This window comes from Lichenicoccus sp. (assembly GCF_965277665.1).
Lineage (GTDB): Bacteria > Pseudomonadota > Alphaproteobacteria > Acetobacterales > Acetobacteraceae > Lichenicoccus.
Genome location: NZ_OZ255835.1, coordinates 423,240 through 446,256 on the forward strand (window position 1 = coordinate 423,240; position 23,017 = coordinate 446,256).

Sequence of the window (23,017 nt, forward strand, 5' to 3'; positions counted from 1 at the left end):
GTTTTCAAACAGCCTCTCTGGGACAACAACGTTAGAGTGATTCTGGACACGAGGAGTGGCCCTCTGCTAGGTATCTAAAGGTACTACCTTGGAGATGGGGTCATGGCGGTATCCATCAAGCTGGACGACGCCTTGAAGGGGCGGGTGCAACATCTGGCCGCCAGCCGGCGCCGATCCGCGCACTGGATCATGCGCGAGGCCATCCAGCAGTTTGTCGAGCGCGAGGAGGCGCGCGAAAGCTTCCGCCATGAGGCCTTGGCATCCTGGGTGGGATACCGGCAGACGGGCCAGCACCTGACCGGCGACGAGACGCGAGACTGGTTGCGTCGTTGGGGTAGCGAAGAGGGTTCCGAAGCGCCGGCGTGCCACGAGTAGTCGTCACAGCCGGGGCGATTGCGGGGCTTGAGAAATGTCGGGCATTCCTACTGGAGAAGGACCTGCGTGCGGCCAAACGGGCCGGCGCGCTGATCGAGCGCCAATTCCTGCTGCTGGAGAGTGCACCCGACATAGGCCGCCCGGTCGACGATCAACCGGACCTGCGCGAGTTGGTGATCGGCTTCGGCGAAGCCGGCTACGTGGCGCTCTATCGGTATGTGCCTGATGAGGAAGCTGTCTTCGTGCTGGCATTCCGGCATCAGAAAGCAGCCGGCTACTGACCCTGGCTTGATCAATTCTTTTCCAGGAACGCCGGCACCAGCGGATCGCTCGTCTGCAGCGAGCCCTTGCTCGGCAGGTCGCGTATGTTCCAGCCGCCACCCATCTGTTCGATCAGGCTGACGCTGTCGACCATGCGGTCCTGCTGGATGGTGAGCAGGGTCTGTTCGTTGCTGAGCGCGGTGGCTTCGCTGGTCACCACGGTGGTGTAGTCGACCGTGCCGGCATTGTACTCGTTGAACGCGACCGTCACCGCCTGCTCGGACAGCGACACCGCGCGCGCCTGCGCCACCGCCTGGCGCTCATAGATGCGCAACGCCGACAGGTCGTCCTCGGTGGTCTGAAAAGCGCCGAGCACCGTCTGCCGGTAGGTGGCGACCTGGGCATCATACGCCGCCTGCGCCGCCTGCACGCTCGCGGTGCGCAGGCCGCCCTCGAACAAAATCTGGCTGGCGCTGGCGCCGAGCGACCAGACGCGGTTCGACGCCTGGATCAGCGAGCCGATCGGGTTGCCGCTCCAGCCATACAGCGCCGACAGGCTGATGTCGGGATAGAACGCCGCCACCTCGACCCCGATCAGCGCGTTCTCCTCCTCCATCGTCCGTTCCGCGGCCGAGATGTCCGGACGGCGCTGCAGCAGGGTCGCCGGCAGGCTCACCGGGATCGCCGGGATCACGGTGGTCAGCGGCGCCGGAGCGATGGTCAATTCCGCCGGCGGCCGGCCGGTCAGCACCGCGATCGCATGCTCGTACTGGGTGCGCAGCACACCGACATTGACCGCCTCCGCCCGGGTCTGCTCCAGCAGCGTCGCGGCCTGCAGCAGCGCCGAGGGCGTCGCCGCCGTCAGTCCCGCATTGTACTGGTTCTGGGTGACCTGCAGCGAGCGCTCGTAGCTGGCGACGGTGCGGTCGAGCAGCATCTGCAGGCTGTCCTCGGTGCGCAGGTCGAAATAATCCGTCGCCAGCGTCGCCTGGTAGGACAGCGTCGCGTTGGCGAGATCGGCGGCGGACGCCTGCGCGCTGGCAACGTCGCTCTCGATCTGGCGGCGTATGCGTCCCCAGACATCGAGGTCCCAGCTCACGCTGGCCTCGAGCTGGTAGTTGGTGATCGTGCTGCCGCCGAAGCCGGTGCTGCCGGTGGTGCTCGCCCCAGTCGTACTCGCCCCGGTCGTGCCGCTCGAGAAGCCGCTGCTGCTGCCGCCGGATGATTGGCGCGTGATCGCCGGGGTGCCGGTGACGGTCGGGAACAGGCTGGCGCGCGCCTCGTCGACGATCGCGCGCGCCTGCCGGTAGTCCGCCTCCGACACCTTGACGTTCTGGTTCGAGATGCTGACCTGCGCCTCGAGCGCCGAGAGCACCGGGTCGTTGTAGAGGCGCCACCACTCGCCCTTGGGGAACGCTGCCGCCTGCGGCATGGCGCGTTGCCAGCCCGGCGCCGGCTGCAGCTCCTTGAAGCGCTGCGAGACGATCGCCGGCCTGCGGTCATAGTCCGGCCCGACCATGCAGCCGCCGACGCAAAGGCCCAGCCCGAGGGTGCAGCCAAGCATCAGCCTGGCGCGATTGGAGGTGCGCATCATCGGGCGGGAGATCATTCGGCGGGAGCGTCCTGCAGTGGCCGGTGGCCGCCACGGCGCCAGCGCCGTGCGTTCCACCAGTGTCGCATCCGGTCGAGATACAGATACACGACCGGGGTTGTGTAGAGCGTCAGCGCCTGGCTGACGATGAGGCCGCCGACCACGGAGAGGCCGAGCGGCCGTCGCAGCTCGTTGCCGTAGCCATGGCCGAACACCAGCGGCAAGGCCCCGAGCGCTGCCGCGAAGCTGGTCATCATGATCGGCCGGAAGCGCAGCAGGCACGCCTTGTGAATGGCGTCGAACGGCGACAGGCCTTCGGTGCGCTCGGCATTCAGCGCGAAATCCACCAGCAGGATGGCGTTCTTCTTCACGATGCCGATCAGCAGGATCACGCCGATCATCGCGATCAGCGAGAACTCCTCGCCGAACAATTGCAGCGCGAGGATCGCGCCGACACCGGCCGACGGCAGCGTCGAGAGGATGGTGATCGGGTGGATATAGCTCTCGTACAGCACCCCGAGGGTGACATAGACCGCGACCAGCGCCGCCAGGATCAGCAGCGGCTCGTTGCTGACGGTTTTCTGGAACTGCGCCGCGGTGCCGGCGAAGCTGCCGTGGATCGCCGCCGGCATGCGGATCGCCACCATCGTGTCCTGGATGATGCTGGCGGCATCCGACAGCGACTTGCCTTCGGCGAGGTTGAACGAGACCGTGGCGGCCACGAAGTTGCCCTGGTGGTTGACCTGCAGCGGCGTGGTCGACTGCACGATCCGGGTCACCGCCGACAGCGGCACCATGGTTTCCGCCGACGACGACACCGCCGAGCCGTTCGAGGTGCCACGCCCGTTGGCGAGGCTGTTGCTGATGCTGTTGGCCAGCGACTGGGCGCTGGTCGATTGCGTGCCGGTGGTGGGCGTGCTGCCCGAGGCGGTACCCGCCGTCGTTGACCCCGCACTCGAGGTGCCCGTGCTCGAAGTGCCGGTGCTCGAAGTGCCGGTGCTCGCGGTGTTCGTGCCGCTGGCGGCGGCCGCGCCGCCGGCGGTGGTGCTGCCGGTGCCCGTGCCCCCGGTTCCGCTGGCCGGTGTCGCCACCCGGATGGTGTTGCTCGACGTGCTGCCGTTGGCGGTGCCCCCCGCCGTGCTGACCCAGATCTGCGACAGGATGGCCGAGCTCTGCCAGTAGCGCGGCGCCACCTCCATCACGACGTGATACTGGTTGAGCGCGTTGTAGATCACCGAGGCGCTGCGCTGCCCGAAGGCGTCGTACAGCGTGTTGGTGATCAGCTGCGGCGTGATCTGCAGCTTGGCCGCGGTGTCGCGGTCGATCTGCACCTCCGTCGCCGGACCGCCCTGCTGCACGTCCGAACTGACATCGGTCAGCTCCGGCCGCCGTTGCAGCGCGCGTTCCAGCTTCGGCATCCACTCATAGAGCAGGTCGGAATTATCCGCCTGCAGCGTGTATTGGTAGTTGGCGTTGCTCTGCCGGCCGCCGGCCCGCACATCGGCCGCCGAGCGCAGGAAGAAGTCGGCGCCGGTCATGTGCGACAGCTTGGCGGTCAGCCGCGCGATGGTGGCATCGGTGCTGTCGAACCGCCGCGCGATGTCCTTGAGCTGGATGAACACCATGCCGGTATTGGCGCCGTGGTCGCCGCCGCCGGTATAGCCGGACACGCTGTCGATGTCCGGATCGGCCATGATGACCTGCTCGACCTCGCGGAGCTTGCCGCTGATGTTCTGGAACGAGATCGACTGCTCGCCGCGCACGGTGCCGATCAGCAGACCGACATCCTCGTTCGGGAAGAACCCCTTCGGCATCCGGTTGAACAGCAGCACGGTGAGCCCGATGGTCAGCGGCAGCGTCAGCACCACCAGCCTGCGATGTCGCAGCGCCCAGGACAGGCTGCGCTCGTAGCCCTCCTGCATCGCCCCGAGCGCGATCTCGACCCGCGAGGACAGGCCGGCAAAGAACCGCCCGAGCCGTCCCACCGCGCGCGGTTGCGGCAAGGCCCCGTGCGGGCGCACCTGCAGCACGAGCGCGCAGAGCATGGGGACCGTGGTGAGCGAGAGCACGAACGAGACCAGGATGGTCAGCGTCAGCGTCATCGCGAACTCGAAGAACAGCCGTCCGGCGATGCCGCCGAGCAGCAGGATCGGGGTGAACACCGCGACCAGCGAGACGGTGATGGACAGCACCGTGAAGCCCACTTCGCGCGCGCCCAGCAGCGCCGCTTCGCGGCGGGGCATGCCGGCCTCCATGTGCCGCGCGATGTTCTCCAGCACGACGATGGCGTCGTCGACCACGAAGCCGGTGGCGATCGTGAGCGCCATCAGCGAGAGGTTGTCGAGCGAGAAGCCGAGCAGGTACATCGCGGCGAAGGTCGAAATGATCGAGGTCGGCACCGCCACCGCCGGGATCAGCGTCGAGCGCCACGTGCGCAAGAACACCAGCACCACCATGATCACCAGCGCCACTGAGACCGCGAGCGTGAACTGGGTGTCGGCGAGCGAGGCGCGGATGGTGGCCGAGCGGTCGATGGCCAGATGCAGCTCGACGCCGCCGGGCAGCGCCGCGCGCAGCGTCGGCAGCATCGCCTTGATCTGGTCGGTGGTCTTGACGACGTTGGCGTCCGCCTGCGGATAGATCAGCACGATCACCGCGGGGATGCCGTTATACAGCCCGAGATTGCGCAAATCCTCGACGCTGTCGGTGATCTCCGATACGTCCTTCAGGCGCACCGGGGAGTTGTTGCGATACGCGATGATCAGGTCGCGATAGTCGGCGGCGCGGCGCGCCTGGTCGTTGGTGTCGAGCTGGTAGCGCCGCGGACCCTGGTCGATGAAGCCCTTCGGACTGTCCGCATTGGCGGACGCCAGTGCCGCGCGCACGTCCTCGAAGCCGATCCCGTACTTGAACAGCGGCAGCGGATTCATCTCGACGCGCACCGCCGGCAGCGAGGAACCGCCCGGCTCGGTGCGCCCGACGCCACGGATCGAAGACAGGCTCTGCTGCAGCACGTTGGTGGCGTAGTCGAACAGCTCCGGCATGGTCCTTGTTGCCGAGGTCAACGTCAGGATCATGATCGGCGAGTTCGCCGGATTGAACTTGAAGTAGCTCGGATTCTGCCGCAGCGAGGTCGGCAGGTCGACCCGCGCCGCCTGGATCGCGGCCTCCACGTCGCCGGCGGCGCCGTTGATGTCGCGCGAGAAGTCGAACTGCACGACGATCTGGACCTGGCCCTGCACGCTCTGCGAGGTCATCTCGGTGACGCCGGCGATCTGCCCGAGATGGCGCTCCAGCGGGGCGGCCACCGACGTCGCCACTTCGTCCGGCGAGCCGCCCGGCTGCTGCGCGCGCACCAGGATGGTCGGGAAATCCACCTGCGGCAGCGGCGCCACCGGCAGCTTCACATAGGCGAAGGCGCCGGCGAGCAGCAGTGCCAGCGTCAGCAGCGTGGTCGCCACCGGGCGCAGCACGAACGGGCGCGAGATGTTCATTCGGCGGGACGGCCATATGGCGGTGCGTCCGGCTCCGGCCGCGCGGCGTCATGGCGCGCGAACCAGCGGCGTCCACGCTGCCCGAGCCGGTCCATGTAGAGATAGATCACCGGCGTGGTGAACAGGGTCAGCAACTGGCTGAGTGCGAGCCCGCCGACGATCGCCACACCCAGCGGCCGGCGCAGCTCGGAGCCGGTGCCGGTGCCCAGCATCAGCGGCAGCGCGCCCAGCATGGCGGCCAGCGTGGTCATCAGGATCGGCCGGAAGCGCAGCGTCGCCGCCTGGGCGATCGCCTCGCGCGGCGCCAGCCCGTGCTCGCGCTCGGCGGACAGCGCGAAGTCGATCATCATGATCGCGTTCTTCTTCACGATGCCGATCAGCAGCACGATGCCGATGATCCCCATCACGTCGAGATCCATGCCGAACAGCATCAGCGACAGCAGCGCGCCGATGCCGGCCGAGGGCAGGGTGGACAGGATGGTGACCGGATGGATGAAGCTCTCGTACAGCACGCCGAGCACGATATAGACCGCCGCCAGAGCCGCCAGCACCAGGAACGCCTCGTTGCCCAGGCTGGCCTGGAATGCCGCCGCAGTGCCCTGGAACGAGGTCTGGAAGCTCGCCGGCAGGCCGATCGCGCCCTCCACCCGCTCGATGGCGTCGACCGCCTCGCCGAGCGAGGCCCCGGGTGCGAGGTTGAACGAGATCGTGGTGGACGGGAACTGGCCGAGATGGCTGATCAGCAGCGGCGCCGTCGCCAGGCGCACCGAGGCCACCGCCGGCAGCGGGACCAGGCCGCCGGTCGGCGAGCGCGCCGCCGTGGTGCCGGTGGTGCTGGTGACGCTGGTGCTGGCCGCGGTGGCGCCGGTGGCCGTGGTGCCGGGCAGATAGATCTGGTTGAGGTTGGCGAGGCTGGCCTGGAAGCGCGGATCGGCCTCCAGGATCACCCGGTACTGGTTCGACTGCGTGTAGATGGTCGAGACCTGGCGCTGGCCGAAGCTGTCGTAGAGCGCGTTGTCGATGGTCTGCGGGGTGATCGAGAAGCGCGCGCCGGTCGAGCGGTCGAGGTCGATGAAGGCGGTCAGCCCCGCCGCCTGCAGGTCGGACGCGACATCGGCCAGCGACGGCTCCTGGCGCAGCCGGTCCATCATCTTCGGCACCCACTCGCGGAAGGTCTGCGCGTCGGGGTTCTCGAGCGCGAACTGGTACTGCGTCGCCGAGGTGGCGGTGTCGAGCGACAGGTCCTGCACCGGCTGCATGTAGAGCCGCACCCCGGTGGTCCCCGCCACCTCCTGCTGCAGGCGCGCAATGACGCCCTGGGCGGTGTCCGCCCGGTCGTCGTGCGGCTTGAGGTTGATCAGGAAGCGCCCGGAATTGAGCGTCATGTTCTGGCCGTCGACGCCGATGAACGAGGACAGGCTCACCACGTCGGGATCCGAGAGGATGGCGCGCCCGAGCGCCTGCTGGTGCACCGACATCGCGGCCAGCGAGGTGGTCTGGTCGGACACCGAGATGCCCTGGATTACGCCGGTATCCTGCACCGGGAAGAAGCCCTTGGGGATCACCACGGCGAGTGCGAGGGTCAGCGCCAGCGTCAGCAGCGCGACCACCAGGGTGATGGGCTGGTGCCGCAGCACCACCGCCAGCGCCCGCCCGTAGGCCGCGATCAACCGGTCGAGCATGTATTCCAGGCGCCGCGAGATTGCATTGCCCGAGCCGTGCGGCTCCTCGCGCAGCATCCGCGCGCACAGCATCGGCACGAGCGTCAGCGAGACCACCGCCGAGATCACGATGGTGACCGCGAGCGTGATGGCGAACTCGTGGAACAGCCGTCCGACCACGTCGCCCATGAACAGCAGCGGGATCAGCACCGCGATCAGCGAGACCGTCAGCGAGACGATGGTGAAGCCGATCTGGCCGGCCCCCTTCAGCGCCGCCTGCATGCGGCTCTCGCCCATCTCGATGTAGCGGGCGATGTTCTCGATCATGACGATGGCGTCGTCGACCACGAAGCCGGTGGCGATGGTGAGCGACATCAGCGAGAGGTTGTCGAGCGAGAACCCCATCAGGTACATCGCCGCCAGCGTGCCGACGAGCGACAGCGGCACCGACAGGCTCGGGATCAGCGTCGCCGGCAGGTTGCGCAGGAAGATGAAGATCACCAGCACCACCAGCGCCACCGCCAGCATCAGCTCGAACTCGACGTCGGCGATCGACGCCCTGATGGTGGTGGTGCGGTCGGTCAGCGGCGTGATGCTGATGCCGGCCGGCATCGTGCTCTCGAGTTCCGGCAGCACCGCCTTGATGTCGTCCACCACCGCGATCACGTTGGCACCCGGCTGGCGCTGCACGTTCAGGATGATGGCGGGCGTGGTGTTCGACCAGGCCGCAAGCTGGCTGTTCTCCGGCCCCTCGACCACGGTGGCGACATCGCGCAACCGGATCGGCGCGCCGTCCTGGTAGGCGATCACCTGGTTGGCGAGCGTCTCGGGGGCGGCGATCTGGCCGTCGATCTTGAGCTGCGAGGACCGCAGCGGCCCGTCGAAGGTGCCGGTCGGCGAGTTGACGTTGACGTTGGCAATCGTGGTGCGCAGGTCGTCGATGGCAAGCCCGCGCGCGGTCAGCGCGCGGGTGTTGACGCGGACCCGGATCGCGCGGCGGTTGCCGCCGGTCAGCGTTACCAGCCCGACGCCGCTGACCTGGCTGAGCTTCTGCGCCAGCCTGGTATCGACATAGTCCTCGACCTCGGTCAGCGGCAGCGTGCGCGAGGTAATGCCGAGCGTCAGGATCGGGCTGTCGGCCGGGTTGACCTTGGCATAGATCGGCGGCGCCGGCAGGTCCGAGGGCAGCAGCGAGTTGGCCTGGTTCAGCGCCGCCTGCACCTCCTGCTCGGCGACATCCATGCTCTCCGTCAGTCCGAAACGCAGCGTGATGACCGAGGCGCCACCCGACGAACGCGAGGACATCTGGTCGAGCCCCGGCATCTGGCCGAGCTGGGTCTCGAGCGGCGCCGTGACCGACGTCGCCATCACGTCCGGGCCGGCGCCCGGATAGAAGGTCTGCACCTCGATGGTCGGATACTCGACCTGCGGCAGCGCCGAGATCGGCAGGAAATGGTAGCCGAGCAGGCCGCCCATCAGCAGGGCCAGCATGAGCAGCGTGGTGGCGACCGGCCGCTCGATGAACAGGCGCGACGGGTTCACCCGCAACGGTTCCCGAGGCCGCAACGGTTCCCGAGGCCGCAACGGTTCCCGACGCCGCAACGGCCGCCGGTGCGCGACGCCCCGCCCGAGGACGGGGTCAGCTGTGGGAAGCGCATCGCTACTGGGCGGCCTGCCGGTGGTGGTGGCGGTGCTGACCGGGTGCCGCGGCAGCACCCGGCGGCGGCGGCACGACGACCCGCGAACCCTCGCGCAGATGCTCGGTGCCGTCGGTGACCACCACCTCGCCGGCCTGCAGTCCGGACGTGATCACCGTCTCGGCCGACGAGCTCACGCCGGCGGTGATGTTGCGCACCGTGACCGTATCGGACGCACGACCGGCCGGTTTCGCGGCTTCGGGCTTCGCGGCTTCAGGTTTCGCGGCATCAGGTTTAGGGTTCGGCGGAGCGGGCGCGGCCTCCGACGCGGCGGTGCCCCGCCTGACCACATAGACGAACTGCCCCTCCGGCCCGGTCTGCACCGCGTTCGTCGGCACCAGCACCGCGTCATGCACGGTGTCGAGCAGCAGGCGCGCATTGACGAACTGGCTCGGGAACAGCCGCTCGTCCTTGTTGTCGAACACCGCGCGCAGCTTCACGGTGCCGGTATTGACGTCGACCTGGTTGTCGACGACCGCGACGCGGCCGCTGGCGACGTGCGCGGTGTCGGTCCGGTCATAGGCCTCGACCGGCAGCACCGCGCCGGCGCGCAGCCGGGTCATCAGGGTCTCGAGATTGTCCTCGGGTACGGAGAAGATCACCGAGATCGGATGCAGCTCGGTCAGCACCACGAGGCCGTTGGCGAGGCCAGGCGTCACGTAGTTGCCGGCATCCACCTGCCGCAGCCCGACCCGTCCGTCGACCGGCGCGGTGATGTGGCAGTAGCCGATGTTGAGGCTGGCGCTGTCGATCTGTGCCTGGTCCGAGCGGACCGTGCCCACATACTGGTTCACCAGGTATACCTGGTCGTCGGCCTGCTGGGACGCGATGCTGTGCTGGCGCAGCAGCAACTGGTAGCGCGCGAGGTCGATGCGCGCCTGGCCGAGCAGCGCATTGTCCCGGGCCAGCTGGCCGACATACTGGTCGCGGGTCGCGATATACGGCCGCGGGTCGATCAGCGCCAGCTGGTCGCCGCGATGCACCTCCTGCCCTTCCTGGAAGTTGACCTGCATCAGGTAGCCCGAGATCTGCGACTGCACCGTCACGGTCGCGAGCGGGGTGACGGTGCCGAGCTCGGTGAGCGTGACCGGCATGTCGCCGGTGCGCGCCGCCTGCTCGGTGACGGGTTGCGGTGCCTCGCCGGCGGCGCCGTGCTGGCCGCGATGGCCGCCGGCGCGCTGGCCGCCTTCGGTCTTGGCATGCGGCCGCAGCAGCGCGAACGTGATGGCGCCCACCACGACCAGCAGGATGATCCACGGCAGGATCGGGCGCCTGCGCCGCGGGGCGTCCCGCGGCGGACCGCCGGGAGGCGTCTGCCCGGGGAGCGCGCCCGGCGTCGGACCAGGTGTCCCCGGCGTCGGACCAGGTGTCGTAGGGCGGGTGCGGACCGGCGCCTCGCTCATCGGTGGCCCGGATCGTGCGGCAACCGGTGCCACGCCGGCGCGCGGGACCAGGCCGTGGCAGTCGTCGGCTTCGTCATGGGGGCCGAGACTATCAGAATTGCCGGCGGCGGCGAGGCCTGTGTAACCGGCCCGCCGTTCCGAATTGTGACGAGAGGACGCGCAGGAGGTGCCATGCTCGCCGCCCTATTTGTCGAAACAGCCGGGCCAGAACAGACAGTTGGGCCGCAACCCGGCAGGCAGCCCGGCAGAAAAATCCGCACTATTCGGCAATCAGGAACATACAACGAACAGAACACGGCTGCGTGAAAACATCGCGGCAAGATTGTGGCGCCGGTGCGGCGGTGCTATGTCAGTCGGCATCGGGACGGGAAACCGCCCATCGAAATTAGCCCAGGACAACGCCAATGTTCCGCAAGCTTTTCGCTCTCGAGACCGCAGCCCTGATGTCCAGCGACGAGTTCTCCGGCCGAACCGACCGTGGTGACGGCGAGAAGGTGGTGAGCCTTCGCGACGTGGTTTCCGCCCGCACCGGGAGCTATGGCAGCATGTGGAACGCGCGCTCCTTCAACTGAGCGCTAGTCCAGACGCACGATTTTCCATTTCGGGAGCGCCCGGAGCCACCAGGCTCCGGGCGTTTCCATGTCTGCGCCTTATTGCAGGATCAGGTGCCGGTGCGCAGGGCACAACCGCCACCCGCCCGGTGGCCGCTGATCTCGTTGCCGGCATCCGGGCGCAGGCGCGCCGAGACCGGGGCCGCCAGCAGGGCCAGGGCGCCGACCACGCAGAAGGCGACACTGAAGTCGTCGAGCGTCAGGGTGGCGCGTCCCGCGATACCCCTGGAGAGTGCCATGCTGCCGGCGGCGATGCAGATGCCGAGCGTCAGCGTCATCTGCTGGAACGTTGTGTAGAAGCTCGTCGCCGCACTCATCCGGCCGCCCTCGATGTCGGCATAGGCGATGGTGTTGTACGAGATGAACTGCAGCGACTGCGCGACGCCGCTCAGGAACAAGATCAGTGACAGCGTCCAGAACGGCCATCCCGGCCGGAACAGCGCGCAGGCGAACAGCAGCAGCCCGGCCGACAATCCGTTCGCGGTCATCAGCGTCCTAAAGCCGTGGCGACGTAGCAGCCGCCTGGTGAACAGGCGCATGCAGAGCGCGCCCATCGGGCCGGTGAAGGTGATCAGGCCGCTCTGCGCCGCATTCAGGCCGAAGCCGAGCTGCAGCATCGACGGGATCAGGAACGGCGACGCGCCGGCGGCCAGCCGGGTGGCCGAGCCGCCGAGCACCGAGAGCCGGAAGGTGGCCACGCGCATCAGCCGGAAATCCAGGATCGGGTTCGGCGTGCGCGCGGCATGGCGCGCATAGAGCAGCGCCGCGGTCAGCCCCACCGCCAGGATCACCAGGGTGATGGCGAGGTTGCCGGCGCCGCGGCTGGCCGATTCGAGACCGAAGATCAGGCAGGCAAGCGAGACGCCCGACAGCGCCATGCCCGGCAGGTCGAAGCCGCCGCCGGGGCACTCTCGCAGCTGCGGAATGAAGCGGGTGGTCAGCGCCATGCCGAGCACGCCGATCGGCAGGTTGATGTAGAAGATCCAGCGCCATGACAGGTAGGTGGTCAGGACCCCACCGACCACCGGACCCAGCAGCGGGCCCAGGGAGGCGGGCAGCAGCATCCAGAACATGGCCGCGACGATCTGCGCCTTGGGCACCGTGCGCAGCAGCACCAGCCGGCCGACCGGCACCATCATCGCCCCGCCCATGCCCTGCAGCAGCCGCGCGGCCGCCAGGAACGGCAGGCTCGGCGCCTGCGCGCACAGCAGCGAGCCGATGACGAACAGCGCGATCGCGCCGCGGAACACGGTACGGCTGCCGAGCCGGTCGGCGATGCGGCCGCTGGCCGGGATGAACACCGCGAGCCCCACCAGGTAGGAGGTCAGCGCCACGCTCATGTGCAGCGGGTCGACCCGGAAGCTGCGCGACATCGCGGGCAGGGCCGTGGTGAGCACCGTCGAGTCGAGCTGTTCCATCAGCAGCGCGCTGGCGACGATGAGCGCAGTGGTGCGCTCGCGGCCGCCCAGCGGGACGCCTCGCCCGGTGCCGGGCGCGCGCGGCGGGAGGATCGCAGGCAATTTCATCTCGGCGCTCGCATCCCGTCACCCGCCCCCAAGCCATGCGCTTTCTGGGCCATGCGCTTTCTGGGCCATGCGCTTCCGGGGCCATCCACTTCCAGGGCCATCCGTGCCGGGACCAGAGCCCGGCAGGTGGGGAACTTGCGGACCGGGTGCTCGTTCCGGGTCGAACAGCACCCATACCGGCGAGGACGATATACCATGGCAGACGAGAACAGCGTCGAGGGCCTGGTCACCCAGGGCGCCGGAAAGCTCAAGGACGCGGCGGGCGGCCTGACCGGTGACAGCTCCCTGCAGGCGGAAGGCAAGTTCGACCAGCTTACCGGCAAGGCGCAACGGCAGTTCGGCGACACGCTCGACGAGGCGCAGGACCAGATCGAAGGCTTCGCCGGCTATGTGGCGGACCAGCCGCTGGCTGCACTCGGTATCGCCACCGGCATCGGTTTCCTGCTCGGCTACCTGCTGATCCCCGCCCGGAAGCGCTGACCGGAAGCGCTGAACCGGACCCACCCCACGCCGCGGCGTGCACGTCGCTTGCACCCGGGGCCGGGTTGGTGGTTTCCATGACCCCATGATGCGCCGGTCCGATTCGCGGCCGGCCGGCAGGGTGGGGGCCGGATGCCTGACTATGCGCGTGAGCGCCAGCATGGCGGCCGTGTCGCCGGCGTCGACGAAGTGGGTCGCGGGCCACTGGCCGGGCCCGTCGTTGCCGCGTGCGTCCTGTTCGGCCATGGCGTGCCACGCCGCCTGTCCCGGCTGATCGATGATTCCAAGAAACTGACCGCGGCCGAGCGAGAAGCGACGCTGGCCGTCCTGCGGCGCTGCCCGGGGATCGAGATCGGCGTCGGTGCCGCTTCGGTCAACGAGATCGCCCGCCTCAACATCCTGCATGCCAGCCTGCTGGCGATGCGCCGGGCAGTGCTGCGTCTGCCGGCAGCGCCTGACCTGGTCCTGGTCGACGGCAACCGGCTGCCCTTGCTCGACTGCCCCGGGCAATGCGTCATCGGCGGCGATGCGGCCTGCCTGTCGATCGCGGCGGCCTCCATCGTGGCCAAGGTGCTGCGCGACCGGCTGATGTCGCGGCTTGCAGCGCGGCTGCCGCATTACGGCTGGGATCGCAATGCCGGCTACGCCACCAGCCTGCATCGGAGCGCCCTGATCGATCGTGGGCCGAGCCGTCACCATCGCGCGGGCTTCGGACTGGTGCGCGAACTGGCTGTGCAGGCCGCGGGCACAATACCGGCCGGATTCTGAGGGACAGCCCTTGGAACTGCCGCTCGACCAGATCCTGGTAGGCGACTGCGTGCAGTTGATGCGGCTGCTGCCGGCTGCCTCGATCGACTGCGTGTTCGCCGATCCGCCGTACAACCTGCAATTGCGGGGCGAGCTGCGCCGTCCGGACGACAGCGTGGTGGACGGGGTGGACGACGACTGGGACCGGTTCGGCGACTTTGCCGAGTATGACCGCTTCACGCGGGCGTGGCTGGTCGAGGTGCGCCGCCTGCTGCGCAAGGACGGCACGCTGTGGGTGATCGGCTCGTATCACAACATCTTCCGCATCGGCAGCATCCTGCAGGATCTCGGCTACTGGATCCTGAACGACGTGATCTGGCGCAAGTCCAACCCGATGCCGAACTTCCGCGGCCGCCGCTTCACCAACGCGCACGAGACGATGATCTGGGCCGCGCGCGGCCGCGACAGCCGCTACCGCTTCAACTACCAGGCGATGAAGGCCCTGAACGACGACGTGCAGATGCGCAGCGACTGGCTGCTGCCGCTCTGCACCGGGCCGGAGCGGCTACGCAACCAGCATGGCCTGAAGCTGCATCCGACGCAGAAGCCCGAGGGCCTGCTGCACCGCGTGTTGCTGGCCAGCACCGGCGTGGACGACATCGTGCTCGACCCGTTCGCCGGCACCGGCACCACGCCGGCGGTGGCGCGGCGGCTGCGGCGGCGGTTCATCGGCATCGAGCGGCATCCGGACTATGCGGAGGCGGCGATCGGCCGGGTGCGGCGCGAACGCCCGCTGCCGATGGACAGCGTGATGACCACCGCGACACGCCGGGAGGTGCCGCGGGTGCCGTTCGGCAGCCTGGTCGAGCGCGGCCTGCTGGCAGCCGGCACGGTGCTCACCGACCGCCAGCGGCGGGTGGCGGCGACCGTGTCGCCCGACGGCAGCCTGGTGTCGGGCAGCGTGCGCGGCTCGATCCACAAGGTCGGCGCGGCGCTGACCAACGCGCCGTCCTGCAACGGCTGGACGTTCTGGCATTTCGAGGAGGCGGGGGTCCTGCAGCCGCTAGACGTCCTACGCACCCGCTCCGTGGAGACCGCCTGATGATGCTACTACGGCGGTCATCCGAGGCGGCTGTCTGCGCTTCCGGTGCTCACGGCCAGAAGGCCGCTCCGCTCCGGTTCTCGACAGCCGCCCCGGCCGGCGCCTGCGGCGCCTCTGACAGAGCCGTAGCGCATTCTCAGACAGTCTCCGCCCGGCAATCAAAGGCGCTGACTACTTCACGTTCTGGGCGAGCAGCTTGTTCATTTCGAACATGGTCACCTTGTCCTTGCCGAACACCTTCTTCAGCTTGTCGTCGGCCAGGATCTCGCGGCCGTCGCTCGGGTTCTGCAGCTTGTGCGACTTGATGTAGTCCCAGACCCGCTTCACCACCTCGCCACGTGCCAGCTTGCCCTCGCCGACCACCGCCGCCAGCGCCTCCGACGGCTGCAGCGGCTGCTGCAGGGCGTTCGGCTTGCTGCCGGGCTTCGGCTTGTCGACGCCGCCGCTCTTCACCGCGGACTTGCCGGGGGACGCCTTGGCGACAGCGGGCTTGGCGGCCGGGCTCTTGGCGGGGGCGCTCTTTGGCGCGGTCTTCTTCGTGACTTCGGTCATGGTGTCCTCCAGTGGGCGTTTGGCAGTCGGGCGACTCGGGCTCGGGACAGACTCTCGCCTGATATTCGTCGCCGCAACCATAGGTTTCTGAGCCCGGTTATCACGATCCGGGCGATCTGTGCCCGCCCTGTGTGTCCGAAGCCACGTCGGCGGCCCCGAACCAGGCTTCCAGGCGGCCCGCATCGACATCCTCGAGCCGTGCCGGTCGCCAGCACGGGTTGCGATCCTTGTCGATCACCTGGGCCCGCACCCCCTCGGCGAAGTCCGGCTGGCGCAGCATGTGGCGCACCAGCCGGCGCTCCTGCGCAAGGCAGGCGGCGAGGCCGGGAAGTGCGCGTGCGGCGCGGATCGATCGCAGCGTGACCGCGAGCGCCGTCGGCGAGCGCCGCGCCAGTGCCGCGACATCGTCCGCGGCCTCGGGCTCCGGGCGCGCGCGCAGCGCGGTCACGATGTCCAGCATCGAGGGCGCCGCATAGGCCGCGTCGACCCAGCTGCGGTGCGTCGCGAGCGGGCTCGCCGGCGGCGGTGCCGCCAGTGCCGCGATCGCCGCATCGGCGCCGGTTGCGCGCAGGGCCGCGGCCAGGTCCGTCAGCCGGTCGCTCGCCATGCAGTGGTCCGCGAAGCCGCAATGGATGGCGTCGCCCGCGCTCATCCGGCCGCCGGTGAGGCCCAGGCGCAGGCCGAGCTGCCCGGGAGCCCGCGAGAGCAGGTAGCTGCCACCGACATCGGGGGTGAAGCCGATGATGGTCTCCGGCATCGCCACCGCGCTGCGCTCGGTGACGATGCGGTGGCTCGCATGCGCCGAGATGCCGACGCCGCCACCCATCACCAGGCCGTCCATCCAGGCCACCACCGGCTTCGGGTAGCAGGCGATGGTGTCCAGCAGCCGGTATTCCTCGTCCCAGAACAGGTCGGCCCCGGCGCCGTCGCGTATGCTGTCCCAGGCGGCCCGGATGTCGCCGCCGGCGCACAGGCCGCGCTCCCCGGCGCCATCGATGAGCACGCTGCCGATGCCGGAGTCCGCCCGCCAGTCTTGCAGCGCCGCCCGCATCGTCTGCACCATGTCGAGGGTCAGCGCATTGATCGCGCGCGGCCGGTTCAGCGTGATGCGGCCGAGCGACCCGGTCTCGCGCAGGATGATGGGCGGATCGGCCCGCTTCATCGCTCACCGCTCATCGATCTGCCCCGCGAAGGTCGCGTGCGCCTCGATCTCGATATCGAGTTCCGGTCGGCAGATCTCGGATTGCAGGATTGCCGCCGGCGGCGCGAAGCCGGCCCCGGCGAGGCGCCGGGCGACCGCATCGCGATCCGAGGCATGCCGCAGATAGACCTTGAGGGCGAGGGCGTCCCGTCCCAGGCCGCCACCGGCGCCCGCCAGCAGGGCATCGAGGTTGCGTATGGTCTCGTCGGTCTGCCGCAGCACGTCGCCCGCATGCAGGCTCGCATGGCCCACGATGCTCGCGGTGCCGGACACCATCAGCAGGCCGGCGGCGATCGTCGCCCGCGCGAAGGCCGGCCGGCGCACGCCGTAGCGTTCGGGATAGAGGCGCGGGCTGACCTGCCTCGGATTGTCGATGTTGCGTCCGGGCTCGCGTCCGGCCAGGAACCAGACCAGCAACGCGTCGCCGGTGCAGCCGAGGCCACAGGCCGCCGGTGCCTGCACCGCGTCGTAGCCGAACGAGGCGAACGCCTGCTGGCGTCCGGCATTAAAGCTGCGATAGCGCTCCTCGCCGGCCTCGATGCGGGTGATGTGCGGCACGAAGTTGGCGATGCGCAGCAGGTTCGGGCAGCCGGCCTCCCGGGATGCTGCCAGCATGCGCGCGTACGCCGCCTGCGCCGCGTCCGAGAGCGGCTTGCGTGCCGCGCCGGGGGCGGGAACCGGCTGCCGGATCATGCCGAAGCAGTATCCTTCGGTGGTGGCGAGCCGCATGTCCGGCCGGCTCTCGCGCCGCACCACGGTCTCGCTGCGCCAGACCTCGCGGACGCCGGGGCGATCCAGCCCCGGCAGGCCGACGGCGAGATCGGCAGCTGCATGCCCCGCCAGCGCCACCACGCCGAGCACATGGTCCGGATCGTGCAGGGGCGCGGCATCATCGAGATAGGCGACAGACACGGCGGAACCAGGTTGATCCCCCATCTAGAGCAGCATCCGATCGACTGGAATCGCTTCGCGATGCCAAGTGTCGGATAAAGCTGCTCTATCAAACGACAAGCAGAGCATGATCGATCGGATCATGCTCTAGCGGTCGGTCTGTCGCTGCAGGGCGTCGAGGAATGCCGCGATGTCGTTGCCGTGCCGCGACAGGTAGGCGTCGAAGTCGCTGCGCTTGGCGAGCCGCAGGCTCATGCCCTCGGCCACCACATCGACGATGCGCATCGGCCCCGCAGGCCCAGCTTGCGGCGTGGTCTCCACCACCCACGACACCCGCGCCTCGGGCGTTCCCGCCCCCTTGACCAGGGTCGGCACCCAGGTGGTGCCGTCCGGATGCACGACCGGCGGCAGGATCGCGATCCGGCCGAGGCCGCCCTGGTAGCTCGCCATCCGATTGGCGATGTTGTTGACCAGCGATTTCAGGAACAGGGCCACGTAGCGCTGCCGCTGCGCCGGCGTCGCGGCCGCCCAGTGCCGCCCCAGGGCGAAGCGCGCCACCGCCTCGACATCGACCATGCGCGCGATGAACGGGGTCAGCCGGCGGCGCTTGTCGGCGAGCGTCGTGGCGCCGTCGAGCACCTGCGGGAACTGCCGTCCGACATCGCGGATGAACAGCGCGACCGGGTCCTGCGTCTCGATGCGGAAGTTCGGCGCCGGATCCGGCTGGCCCGCCAGCGCCGGGCGATCCGTGGCGGCAAGGACGGCCCCCGGCTGCAACCCGACGAGCAGGACAGCGGCCAGCAGGCGGGCTCGGCGCATCACGGTCCTCGTGCGGCGCGCACCGGCAACGCCCGGCGTGCGGTGTAGGTCTTGAGCAGTCCGAACTGGGTGTCGCATCGGGCCTCAGCGAAGCCGCTGGCGGCGAGCGACGCGAGGATCACCGCCTCCGGCACGCAATGCTCGATGGTGTCCCAGTAGTAGCGCATCATGCGGTCGGCGGCCGCACCCCCGCCGGTCAGCCGGCCCAGCAAGGGCACCAGGCGGCTCAGATAGAGCCGGGCGAGGCGGCGCCGGATGCGTCCGGGGGGAGAGGCGATCTCCATCAGCACCAGCGTGCCGCCCGGCCGCAGCACGCGGCGGAAGCCGGCAAAGGCGGCACGGAGATCGGCGACATGGCGCAGCGCATAGCCCATCGTGACCATGTCGAAGCCGGCATCGCAAATCGGCAGCTGGCCGGCGTCGCCCATCACCAGCGCGAGGCCCTCGCGGCCGGCGGCGACAGCGAGCATGCCGGCGCTGAGATCGAGGCCGACGACCAGGCCCTGCGACTGCACGATGCGCAGCGCCTCGCGCGCCACCAGCCCGGTGCCGGTGGCGACGTCGAGCACCCGGTCGCCCGGCCGCAGTCCGGCGCCGCGCAGCGTCCGGGCCCGGTAGCCGGCGCCGGAATTGAACGAAAACAACCTGTTGAGGCGGTCATAGTCGGGCGCGCCGGCGTCGAACAGGCGACGCACGAAGCCGGCCCGCGCGTCGGCCTTGCCATACCAGCCGGCCAGCACCGGATGCGGTGCGCCCGACAGGAGGCTCGCCGGACCTGTTTCGTCTTCCGGACGCTCCGCCGGCATCACATTCCCCGCCCGTGCTGCACAACCCGTGCTGCACAACTTGTCTGCAGCGGCCCTACAACCGAAGCGCGATTCGTGCTAGGCCGCGCGTTACATAAACGTTCGAGAACAATCACGTTCGAGAACAATGTCGGCCGACCCGGCCTCGGTGGATCAGGGGAGCGCGGTGTCCCAACCGGCACAGCCGTCGACAGCCGTGCGGAACCCGGTCGCAGCTACTCGGGTCGTACCTGGGCGGGCCGCGTTTCCCTTGGCTGCGCGGCAGTCCTCCGGCGCGACGATCGCGCACCGCGTCTGCTTCGTCGTCGTGCTGGCGCTGTGGGGTGCGGGGTGCCTGGGCTGGAGCCTCGCCGCGCCCGTGCTGCGCCTGCTGCTGCCGGCGTCGCGCCGGGAAGCGGTCGGCCAGTGGGGCATCCAGGCCGGGTTCCGCAACATGCTCGGCCTGATGCAGCGCCTCGGCCTGGCGCGCCTCGACCTCGCATCGCTCGATCTGCTGCCGCCCGACCAGCCGATGGTGATTGCCTGCAACCATCCGGGCCTGCTCGATGCCGTGGTGGTCACCAGCCGCCTGCGCGGCGTCGTCTGCATCACCAAGGCGTCGCTCTGGGACAACCCGTTCCTGGGCGGCGGCATCCGGCTCGCCGGCTACATCCGCAACGATTCCCCCATCGCCCTGGTACGTGCCGGTGTGGCGTCGCTGGCAGCCGGCAAGCGCCTGCTGGTGTTCCCGGAAGGCACGCGGACCCCGCGGGACGCGGCCGTGGGGGACTTCCGGGCCGGCTTCGCGCTGATGGCCAGCACGGCCGGCGTGCCGGTGCAGGCCATCCTGATCGAGACCGACACCCCCTACCTGCGCAAGGGTTGGCCGCTGCAGCGCATGCCGGCCTTCCCGATCGTCATCAGGGTGCGTGTGGGACGGCAGTTCCGGGTGGATCGAGACGTCAGGCTGTTCGTGGACACGCTGCACCGGTATTTCGAGCAGGAACTCGGCGACGGCGCCGGGGCCGGACAGGCGAGGCGGCCATTGGCCAGACACACTGCGTGAGCGGCCCGCGATGAGGCGCCCGACCGGCGGCCCGGATGCCGGGCCGCGGCACTCTGCGACCCACCTGCTGCTGATCCCGAGCTACAATACAGGTGCCCGCCTGTTCGAGACCGTGCGCGCCGCCCGCGCCGCCTGGTCGCCGGTCTGGGTGGTGGTCGATGGCAGCACCGACGGCACCGGCGATGCGATGCAGGTGCTGGCCCGGCAGGATCCGGACCTGCACGTCATCGTGCTGGACCGCAATCGCGGCAAGGGGGCCGCGATCCTGGCCGGGCTCGACCGGGCGGCGGCGGCCGGCTTCACCCACGTGCTGACCATGGACGCGGACGGCCAGCATCCCGCCGACGAGATCGGCCGCTTCATGCAGGCCTCGATGCTCGCCCCGGATGCGATGATCCTGGGTCAGCCGGTGTTCGGCGCCGAGGCGCCCGCGCTGCGGGTGCAGGGACGGCGGGTGTCCAACGTCTGCGCCGACATCGAGACCGGCGGTGCGGGCATCGGCGACACGCTGTTCGGCTTTCGCGTCTATCCGGTGGCGCCGCTGCGCACGGTCATGCACCGCACGCGCTGGATGCGCCGCTACGATTTCGATACCGAGGCGGCGGTGCGGCTGTGCTGGGCCGGCATCCGGCCGCAGCGATTGTCCGCCCCGGTGCGCTACCTGAGCGCCGCCGAGGGCGGCGTCTCGCACTTCCGCTACGGGCGCGACAACCTGCGGCTGGGCTGGATGCACCTGCGCCTGGCGGTGACCGGCCTGGTCATGCATCTGCCGGTCATGCTGCGCCTGCGGACGTGCCACGCCTCGCCCGCCGCGCCATCCGGCCGGCAGCCTCTGCCGTCCCGGCCGCAGCGGGCACCCGGCTCAGGCTGACACCAGGCTGAGGCCGGGCAGGTCGAGTGCCCGCATGCGCTCCAGCAGCGGCGGCAGGATGTCGAGCACCACGGGGCGGCCGGCGGCATCCCGGGCGCAGTTCCCGTCATGCATCAGCAGCAGGTCGCCGGGTGCCAGGTCCCGGGTCAGGCGGCGCAGCGCCGCTTCCGGCTGGCAGTGTCGCGCGCCATCCAGGGCGCGCCGGGTCCAGCTCGCGAGCCGCAATCCGCTCTCGTCGAGCACCGGCTGCAGCAGCGGATTGCGCAGGCCCATCGGCGCCCGGAAGAAGCGCGGTGGCCGCCCGGCCAGCCGTGTCAGCACCTCCTGCGCGCCCGCGATCTCGCGCCGCATTGCGGCCCGGCCGAGGGCGGCGAAATGCCGGTAGTGGTGCTCGGTATGGTTTTCCACCGAGTGGCCGCGACGCGCGATCTCGCGCACCAGGTCCTCGAAGGCGCGTGCGCGCTGTCCGAGGCAGAAGAAGCTGGCCTTGGCCCCGGCTGCGTCGAGCAGGTCGAGCACCCGTGGCGTCACGTCGGGATCGGGGCCGTCATCGAAACTCAGGACCAGTCCGCGCAGGTCCGCCGGCAGTCGCGCGAGGTTCGGCCCGAGCAGCCGGCTGCGTGGGCACATCCCGGCGGCGGTCAGCACCGCCTGGTTTGCCGCGACCGTCGCCAGCGCCCAGCGCCGCGCCGCGCCGCGCCGCGGCCCGGGCGCCAGGATCGCGGCGCCCAGGGCCGCGCCATGCAGGCCGATTGACGCCGAGAGCAGGCGGTTCACCCGGCGTGACCCCTCGGGGCGCCGCTCAGCCAGCGCCGCCGCGCGGCGTGCCAGCCATCCGCGAGGCTGGCCTGGCTTTCGCCACGCAGCCACCAGCGTCGGACGGCGAACTCGCCGAGAAACATCCCGGCCAGCAGCGGCAGGTCGAGCAGGTTGACGAACAGCGACCAGACCCGCAGCGGCGCCAGCGCAAGCAGCAGCATCGAGATCGCGACCTGCGCCGGGCCGTACAGCGTCCACACCCAGGTCACCCGCCGCGTATAGGTGAGCATGCGCGGGGTGAGCCGCGGCTCGACCTCGCGCGCCATCGCGGTCACCAGCGGAGTACGCCCGGGCAGCAGCGAGAGGCCGAACAGGGCGGTGAGGGCGACATACAGGACAGTGTGCGAGGCGAGCAGCGTCGCCACCAAATCCAGGCGCGGAACCGCAAGACAGGCCGGCCAGACGAGGCAAGGCAGCAGCAGCAGGCCCCCCCGCAGGACGCCGCCGCCGCGTCGACGGGCGCCGCGGGCCAGCGCCGCCGCGCAACCGGCCTGCAGGACTGCGAGGGCGGCGACGAGCCGGACCGGCGCGCCGGCATGGGCGAGAGCGAGATGCAGCAGCAAGGCGGTTGTTACGATCAGACCGGCGCGCGCCATCGTGGCAACGCCGGCAATCGTTGCGCGTTGTGGTTGCTGCGTTCCGGACCTTGCGATAAAGCGAGGCGACGTCCGGGATTGTGCTGAGCTAGAAGGTTCCATGAACGCCTCGACCGACCCACTCAAGACGGCCCGCACCTCGGAGCAGCTCCAGGCTTCGCAGCCGCAATCGCCGATCGAGGCCGAGGTTGCAAGCCTGATCGCCGAGACGTTACAGCTCGAGGATCCGCCGGGGTCGATCGCCCCGGAGCGGCCGCTGTTCAACCAGGGGCTGGGGCTGGATTCGATCGATGCCCTCGAGCTGGCCCTGGCGCTGTCGAAACGGTATGGCATTGAGCTCAAGTCGGATGACGACCGCAACGGCGAGATCTTCGCGAACCTGCGGAGCTTGGCCCGACACGTCACCCAAACCCGCACCCGCTGAGAGACTGCTTGCAAACGCCTGCTGCTGGAGATCCGACGCGGCTTT

The 23,017-nt window shown here is 69.7% G+C and carries 21 protein-coding genes; 9 read left to right on the forward strand and 12 right to left on the reverse strand.

Annotated features, from left to right (window positions below; translation table 11 throughout):
• The first annotated feature begins 102 nt into the window (after nt 1-102).
• Together ACQY4O_RS01960 and ACQY4O_RS01965 are read left to right on the forward strand one after the other, a co-directional pair.
• Complete coding sequence (locus ACQY4O_RS01960) at nt 103-375, forward strand: CopG family ribbon-helix-helix protein (RefSeq protein ID WP_428374562.1); 273 nt, start codon at nt 103-105, stop codon at nt 373-375.
• Entirely contained in the window at nt 363-656 is a 294-nt protein-coding gene (locus tag ACQY4O_RS01965) for a type II toxin-antitoxin system RelE/ParE family toxin (protein WP_428374563.1), read from the forward strand. Before ACQY4O_RS01960 ends, ACQY4O_RS01965 begins: the two co-directional genes overlap by 13 nt.
• Nucleotides 657-667: 11 nt before the next feature.
• On the opposite strand, the gene ACQY4O_RS01970 is transcribed toward ACQY4O_RS01965, so the two are convergent.
• The 4 genes from ACQY4O_RS01970 to ACQY4O_RS01985 all read right to left on the reverse strand — a co-directional run bounded on the left by ACQY4O_RS01970 (nt 668) and on the right by ACQY4O_RS01985 (nt 10,482).
• Nucleotides 668-2,230, reverse strand: coding sequence for an efflux transporter outer membrane subunit (locus ACQY4O_RS01970; RefSeq protein ID WP_428374564.1), 1,563 nt, complete (start codon nt 2,228-2,230; stop codon nt 668-670).
• Between the two features lie 11 nt (nt 2,231-2,241).
• Entirely contained in the window at nt 2,242-5,721 is a 3,480-nt protein-coding gene (locus ACQY4O_RS01975; RefSeq protein WP_428374565.1) for an efflux RND transporter permease subunit, read from the reverse strand.
• Nucleotides 5,718-8,924 carry an efflux RND transporter permease subunit gene (locus tag ACQY4O_RS01980; protein WP_428374566.1) on the reverse strand — a complete coding sequence of 1,069 codons (3,207 nt, stop codon included), beginning with the start codon at nt 8,922-8,924 and terminating at the stop codon, nt 5,718-5,720. The genes ACQY4O_RS01975 and ACQY4O_RS01980 overlap by 4 nt, the downstream gene beginning before the upstream one ends.
• A 118-nt stretch (nt 8,925-9,042) precedes the next feature.
• Entirely contained in the window at nt 9,043-10,482 is a 1,440-nt protein-coding gene (locus ACQY4O_RS01985) for an efflux RND transporter periplasmic adaptor subunit (RefSeq protein ID WP_428374567.1), read from the reverse strand.
• Between the two features lie 404 nt (nt 10,483-10,886).
• Between ACQY4O_RS01985 and ACQY4O_RS01990 the strand changes: the two genes are divergently transcribed.
• The gene (locus tag ACQY4O_RS01990) at nt 10,887-11,054 is read left to right on the forward strand and encodes a hypothetical protein (protein ID WP_428374568.1); all 168 of its coding nucleotides are present in this window, start codon (nt 10,887-10,889) and stop codon (nt 11,052-11,054) included.
• Between the two features lie 89 nt (nt 11,055-11,143).
• Here the strand turns inward: ACQY4O_RS01990 and ACQY4O_RS01995 are convergent, their stop codons facing one another.
• The gene (locus ACQY4O_RS01995) at nt 11,144-12,619 is read right to left on the reverse strand and encodes an MFS transporter (RefSeq protein ID WP_428374569.1); all 1,476 of its coding nucleotides are present in this window, start codon (nt 12,617-12,619) and stop codon (nt 11,144-11,146) included.
• A 195-nt stretch (nt 12,620-12,814) separates the two neighbouring features.
• Between ACQY4O_RS01995 and ACQY4O_RS02000 the strand changes: the two genes are divergently transcribed.
• From ACQY4O_RS02000 to ACQY4O_RS02010, 3 genes are all read left to right on the forward strand, one after another.
• Complete coding sequence (locus ACQY4O_RS02000) at nt 12,815-13,099, forward strand: CsbD family protein (protein WP_428374570.1); 285 nt, start codon at nt 12,815-12,817, stop codon at nt 13,097-13,099.
• 132 nt (nt 13,100-13,231) lie between these two features.
• Nucleotides 13,232-13,867 carry a ribonuclease HII gene (locus tag ACQY4O_RS02005; RefSeq protein ID WP_428374571.1) on the forward strand — a complete coding sequence of 212 codons (636 nt, stop codon included), beginning with the start codon at nt 13,232-13,234 and terminating at the stop codon, nt 13,865-13,867.
• A gap of 58 nt (nt 13,868-13,925) precedes the next feature.
• Nucleotides 13,926-14,948, forward strand: coding sequence for a site-specific DNA-methyltransferase (locus ACQY4O_RS02010; protein ID WP_428378075.1), 1,023 nt, complete (start codon nt 13,926-13,928; stop codon nt 14,946-14,948).
• 171 nt (nt 14,949-15,119) lie between these two features.
• Here the strand turns inward: ACQY4O_RS02010 and ACQY4O_RS02015 are convergent, their stop codons facing one another.
• The 5 genes from ACQY4O_RS02015 to ACQY4O_RS02035 all read right to left on the reverse strand — a co-directional run bounded on the left by ACQY4O_RS02015 (nt 15,120) and on the right by ACQY4O_RS02035 (nt 19,217).
• A complete protein-coding gene (locus tag ACQY4O_RS02015) occupies nt 15,120-15,500 on the reverse strand; it encodes an SWIB/MDM2 domain-containing protein (protein WP_428374572.1) in 381 nt (126 codons plus the stop codon).
• Between the two features lie 100 nt (nt 15,501-15,600).
• On the reverse strand, nt 15,601-16,662 hold the full coding sequence (locus tag ACQY4O_RS02020) for an enoyl-CoA hydratase/isomerase family protein (RefSeq protein WP_428374573.1): 1,062 nt from the start codon (nt 16,660-16,662) through the stop codon (nt 15,601-15,603).
• A gap of 3 nt (nt 16,663-16,665) precedes the next feature.
• Complete coding sequence (locus tag ACQY4O_RS02025; protein ID WP_428374574.1) at nt 16,666-17,613, reverse strand: hypothetical protein; 948 nt, start codon at nt 17,611-17,613, stop codon at nt 16,666-16,668.
• 126 nt (nt 17,614-17,739) lie between these two features.
• Nucleotides 17,740-18,411 carry an MlaC/ttg2D family ABC transporter substrate-binding protein gene (locus tag ACQY4O_RS02030; RefSeq protein WP_428374575.1) on the reverse strand — a complete coding sequence of 224 codons (672 nt, stop codon included), beginning with the start codon at nt 18,409-18,411 and terminating at the stop codon, nt 17,740-17,742.
• On the reverse strand, nt 18,411-19,217 hold the full coding sequence (locus ACQY4O_RS02035) for a class I SAM-dependent methyltransferase (RefSeq protein WP_428374576.1): 807 nt from the start codon (nt 19,215-19,217) through the stop codon (nt 18,411-18,413). The genes ACQY4O_RS02030 and ACQY4O_RS02035 overlap by 1 nt, the downstream gene beginning before the upstream one ends.
• A gap of 250 nt (nt 19,218-19,467) precedes the next feature.
• Here ACQY4O_RS02035 and ACQY4O_RS02040 point away from each other — a divergent pair, with 250 nt between their 5' ends.
• Nucleotides 19,468-20,262: a lysophospholipid acyltransferase family protein gene (locus ACQY4O_RS02040; protein ID WP_428374577.1), complete on the forward strand. Its 795-nt coding sequence runs from the start codon at nt 19,468-19,470 to the stop codon at nt 20,260-20,262.
• Nucleotides 20,263-20,272: 10 nt separating this feature from the next.
• The gene (locus tag ACQY4O_RS02045) at nt 20,273-21,133 is read left to right on the forward strand and encodes a glycosyltransferase family 2 protein (RefSeq protein ID WP_428374578.1); all 861 of its coding nucleotides are present in this window, start codon (nt 20,273-20,275) and stop codon (nt 21,131-21,133) included.
• On the opposite strand, the gene ACQY4O_RS02050 is transcribed toward ACQY4O_RS02045, so the two are convergent.
• Nucleotides 21,125-21,910, reverse strand: coding sequence for a polysaccharide deacetylase family protein (locus ACQY4O_RS02050; protein ID WP_428374579.1), 786 nt, complete (start codon nt 21,908-21,910; stop codon nt 21,125-21,127). The genes ACQY4O_RS02045 and ACQY4O_RS02050 overlap by 9 nt on opposite strands.
• On the reverse strand, nt 21,907-22,548 hold the full coding sequence (locus ACQY4O_RS02055; RefSeq protein WP_428374580.1) for a hypothetical protein: 642 nt from the start codon (nt 22,546-22,548) through the stop codon (nt 21,907-21,909). The genes ACQY4O_RS02050 and ACQY4O_RS02055 overlap by 4 nt, the downstream gene beginning before the upstream one ends.
• Nucleotides 22,549-22,648: 100 nt before the next feature.
• Between ACQY4O_RS02055 and ACQY4O_RS02060 the strand changes: the two genes are divergently transcribed.
• A complete protein-coding gene (locus ACQY4O_RS02060) occupies nt 22,649-22,972 on the forward strand; it encodes a phosphopantetheine-binding protein (protein ID WP_428374581.1) in 324 nt (107 codons plus the stop codon).
• The last annotated feature ends 45 nt before the right edge of the window (nt 22,973-23,017 follow it).

What these genes read in the sequence shown, in the direction of transcription:
- ACQY4O_RS02045 (WP_428374578.1), top strand. Translation starts at nt 20,273, where the DNA reads ATGAGGCGCCCGACCGGCGGCCCGGATGCCGGGCCGCGGCACTCTGCG.
- ACQY4O_RS01970 (WP_428374564.1), bottom strand. Translation starts at nt 2,230, where the DNA reads ATGATGCGCACCTCCAATCGCGCCAGGCTGATGCTTGGCTGCACCCTC.
- ACQY4O_RS01960 (WP_428374562.1), top strand. Translation starts at nt 103, where the DNA reads ATGGCGGTATCCATCAAGCTGGACGACGCCTTGAAGGGGCGGGTGCAA.
- ACQY4O_RS02010 (WP_428378075.1), top strand. Translation starts at nt 13,926, where the DNA reads ATGCGGCTGCTGCCGGCTGCCTCGATCGACTGCGTGTTCGCCGATCCG.
- ACQY4O_RS01975 (WP_428374565.1), bottom strand. Translation starts at nt 5,721, where the DNA reads ATGAACATCTCGCGCCCGTTCGTGCTGCGCCCGGTGGCGACCACGCTG.
- ACQY4O_RS02015 (WP_428374572.1), bottom strand. Translation starts at nt 15,500, where the DNA reads ATGACCGAAGTCACGAAGAAGACCGCGCCAAAGAGCGCCCCCGCCAAG.
- ACQY4O_RS02030 (WP_428374575.1), bottom strand. Translation starts at nt 18,411, where the DNA reads ATGCGCCGAGCCCGCCTGCTGGCCGCTGTCCTGCTCGTCGGGTTGCAG.
- ACQY4O_RS01990 (WP_428374568.1), top strand. Translation starts at nt 10,887, where the DNA reads ATGTTCCGCAAGCTTTTCGCTCTCGAGACCGCAGCCCTGATGTCCAGC.
- ACQY4O_RS02055 (WP_428374580.1), bottom strand. Translation starts at nt 22,548, where the DNA reads ATGGCGCGCGCCGGTCTGATCGTAACAACCGCCTTGCTGCTGCATCTC.
- ACQY4O_RS02020 (WP_428374573.1), bottom strand. Translation starts at nt 16,662, where the DNA reads ATGAAGCGGGCCGATCCGCCCATCATCCTGCGCGAGACCGGGTCGCTC.
- ACQY4O_RS02060 (WP_428374581.1), top strand. Translation starts at nt 22,649, where the DNA reads ATGAACGCCTCGACCGACCCACTCAAGACGGCCCGCACCTCGGAGCAG.
- ACQY4O_RS02005 (WP_428374571.1), top strand. Translation starts at nt 13,232, where the DNA reads ATGCCTGACTATGCGCGTGAGCGCCAGCATGGCGGCCGTGTCGCCGGC.
- ACQY4O_RS02000 (WP_428374570.1), top strand. Translation starts at nt 12,815, where the DNA reads ATGGCAGACGAGAACAGCGTCGAGGGCCTGGTCACCCAGGGCGCCGGA.
- ACQY4O_RS02035 (WP_428374576.1), bottom strand. Translation starts at nt 19,217, where the DNA reads ATGCCGGCGGAGCGTCCGGAAGACGAAACAGGTCCGGCGAGCCTCCTG.
- ACQY4O_RS01985 (WP_428374567.1), bottom strand. Translation starts at nt 10,482, where the DNA reads ATGAGCGAGGCGCCGGTCCGCACCCGCCCTACGACACCTGGTCCGACG.
- ACQY4O_RS01995 (WP_428374569.1), bottom strand. Translation starts at nt 12,619, where the DNA reads ATGAAATTGCCTGCGATCCTCCCGCCGCGCGCGCCCGGCACCGGGCGA.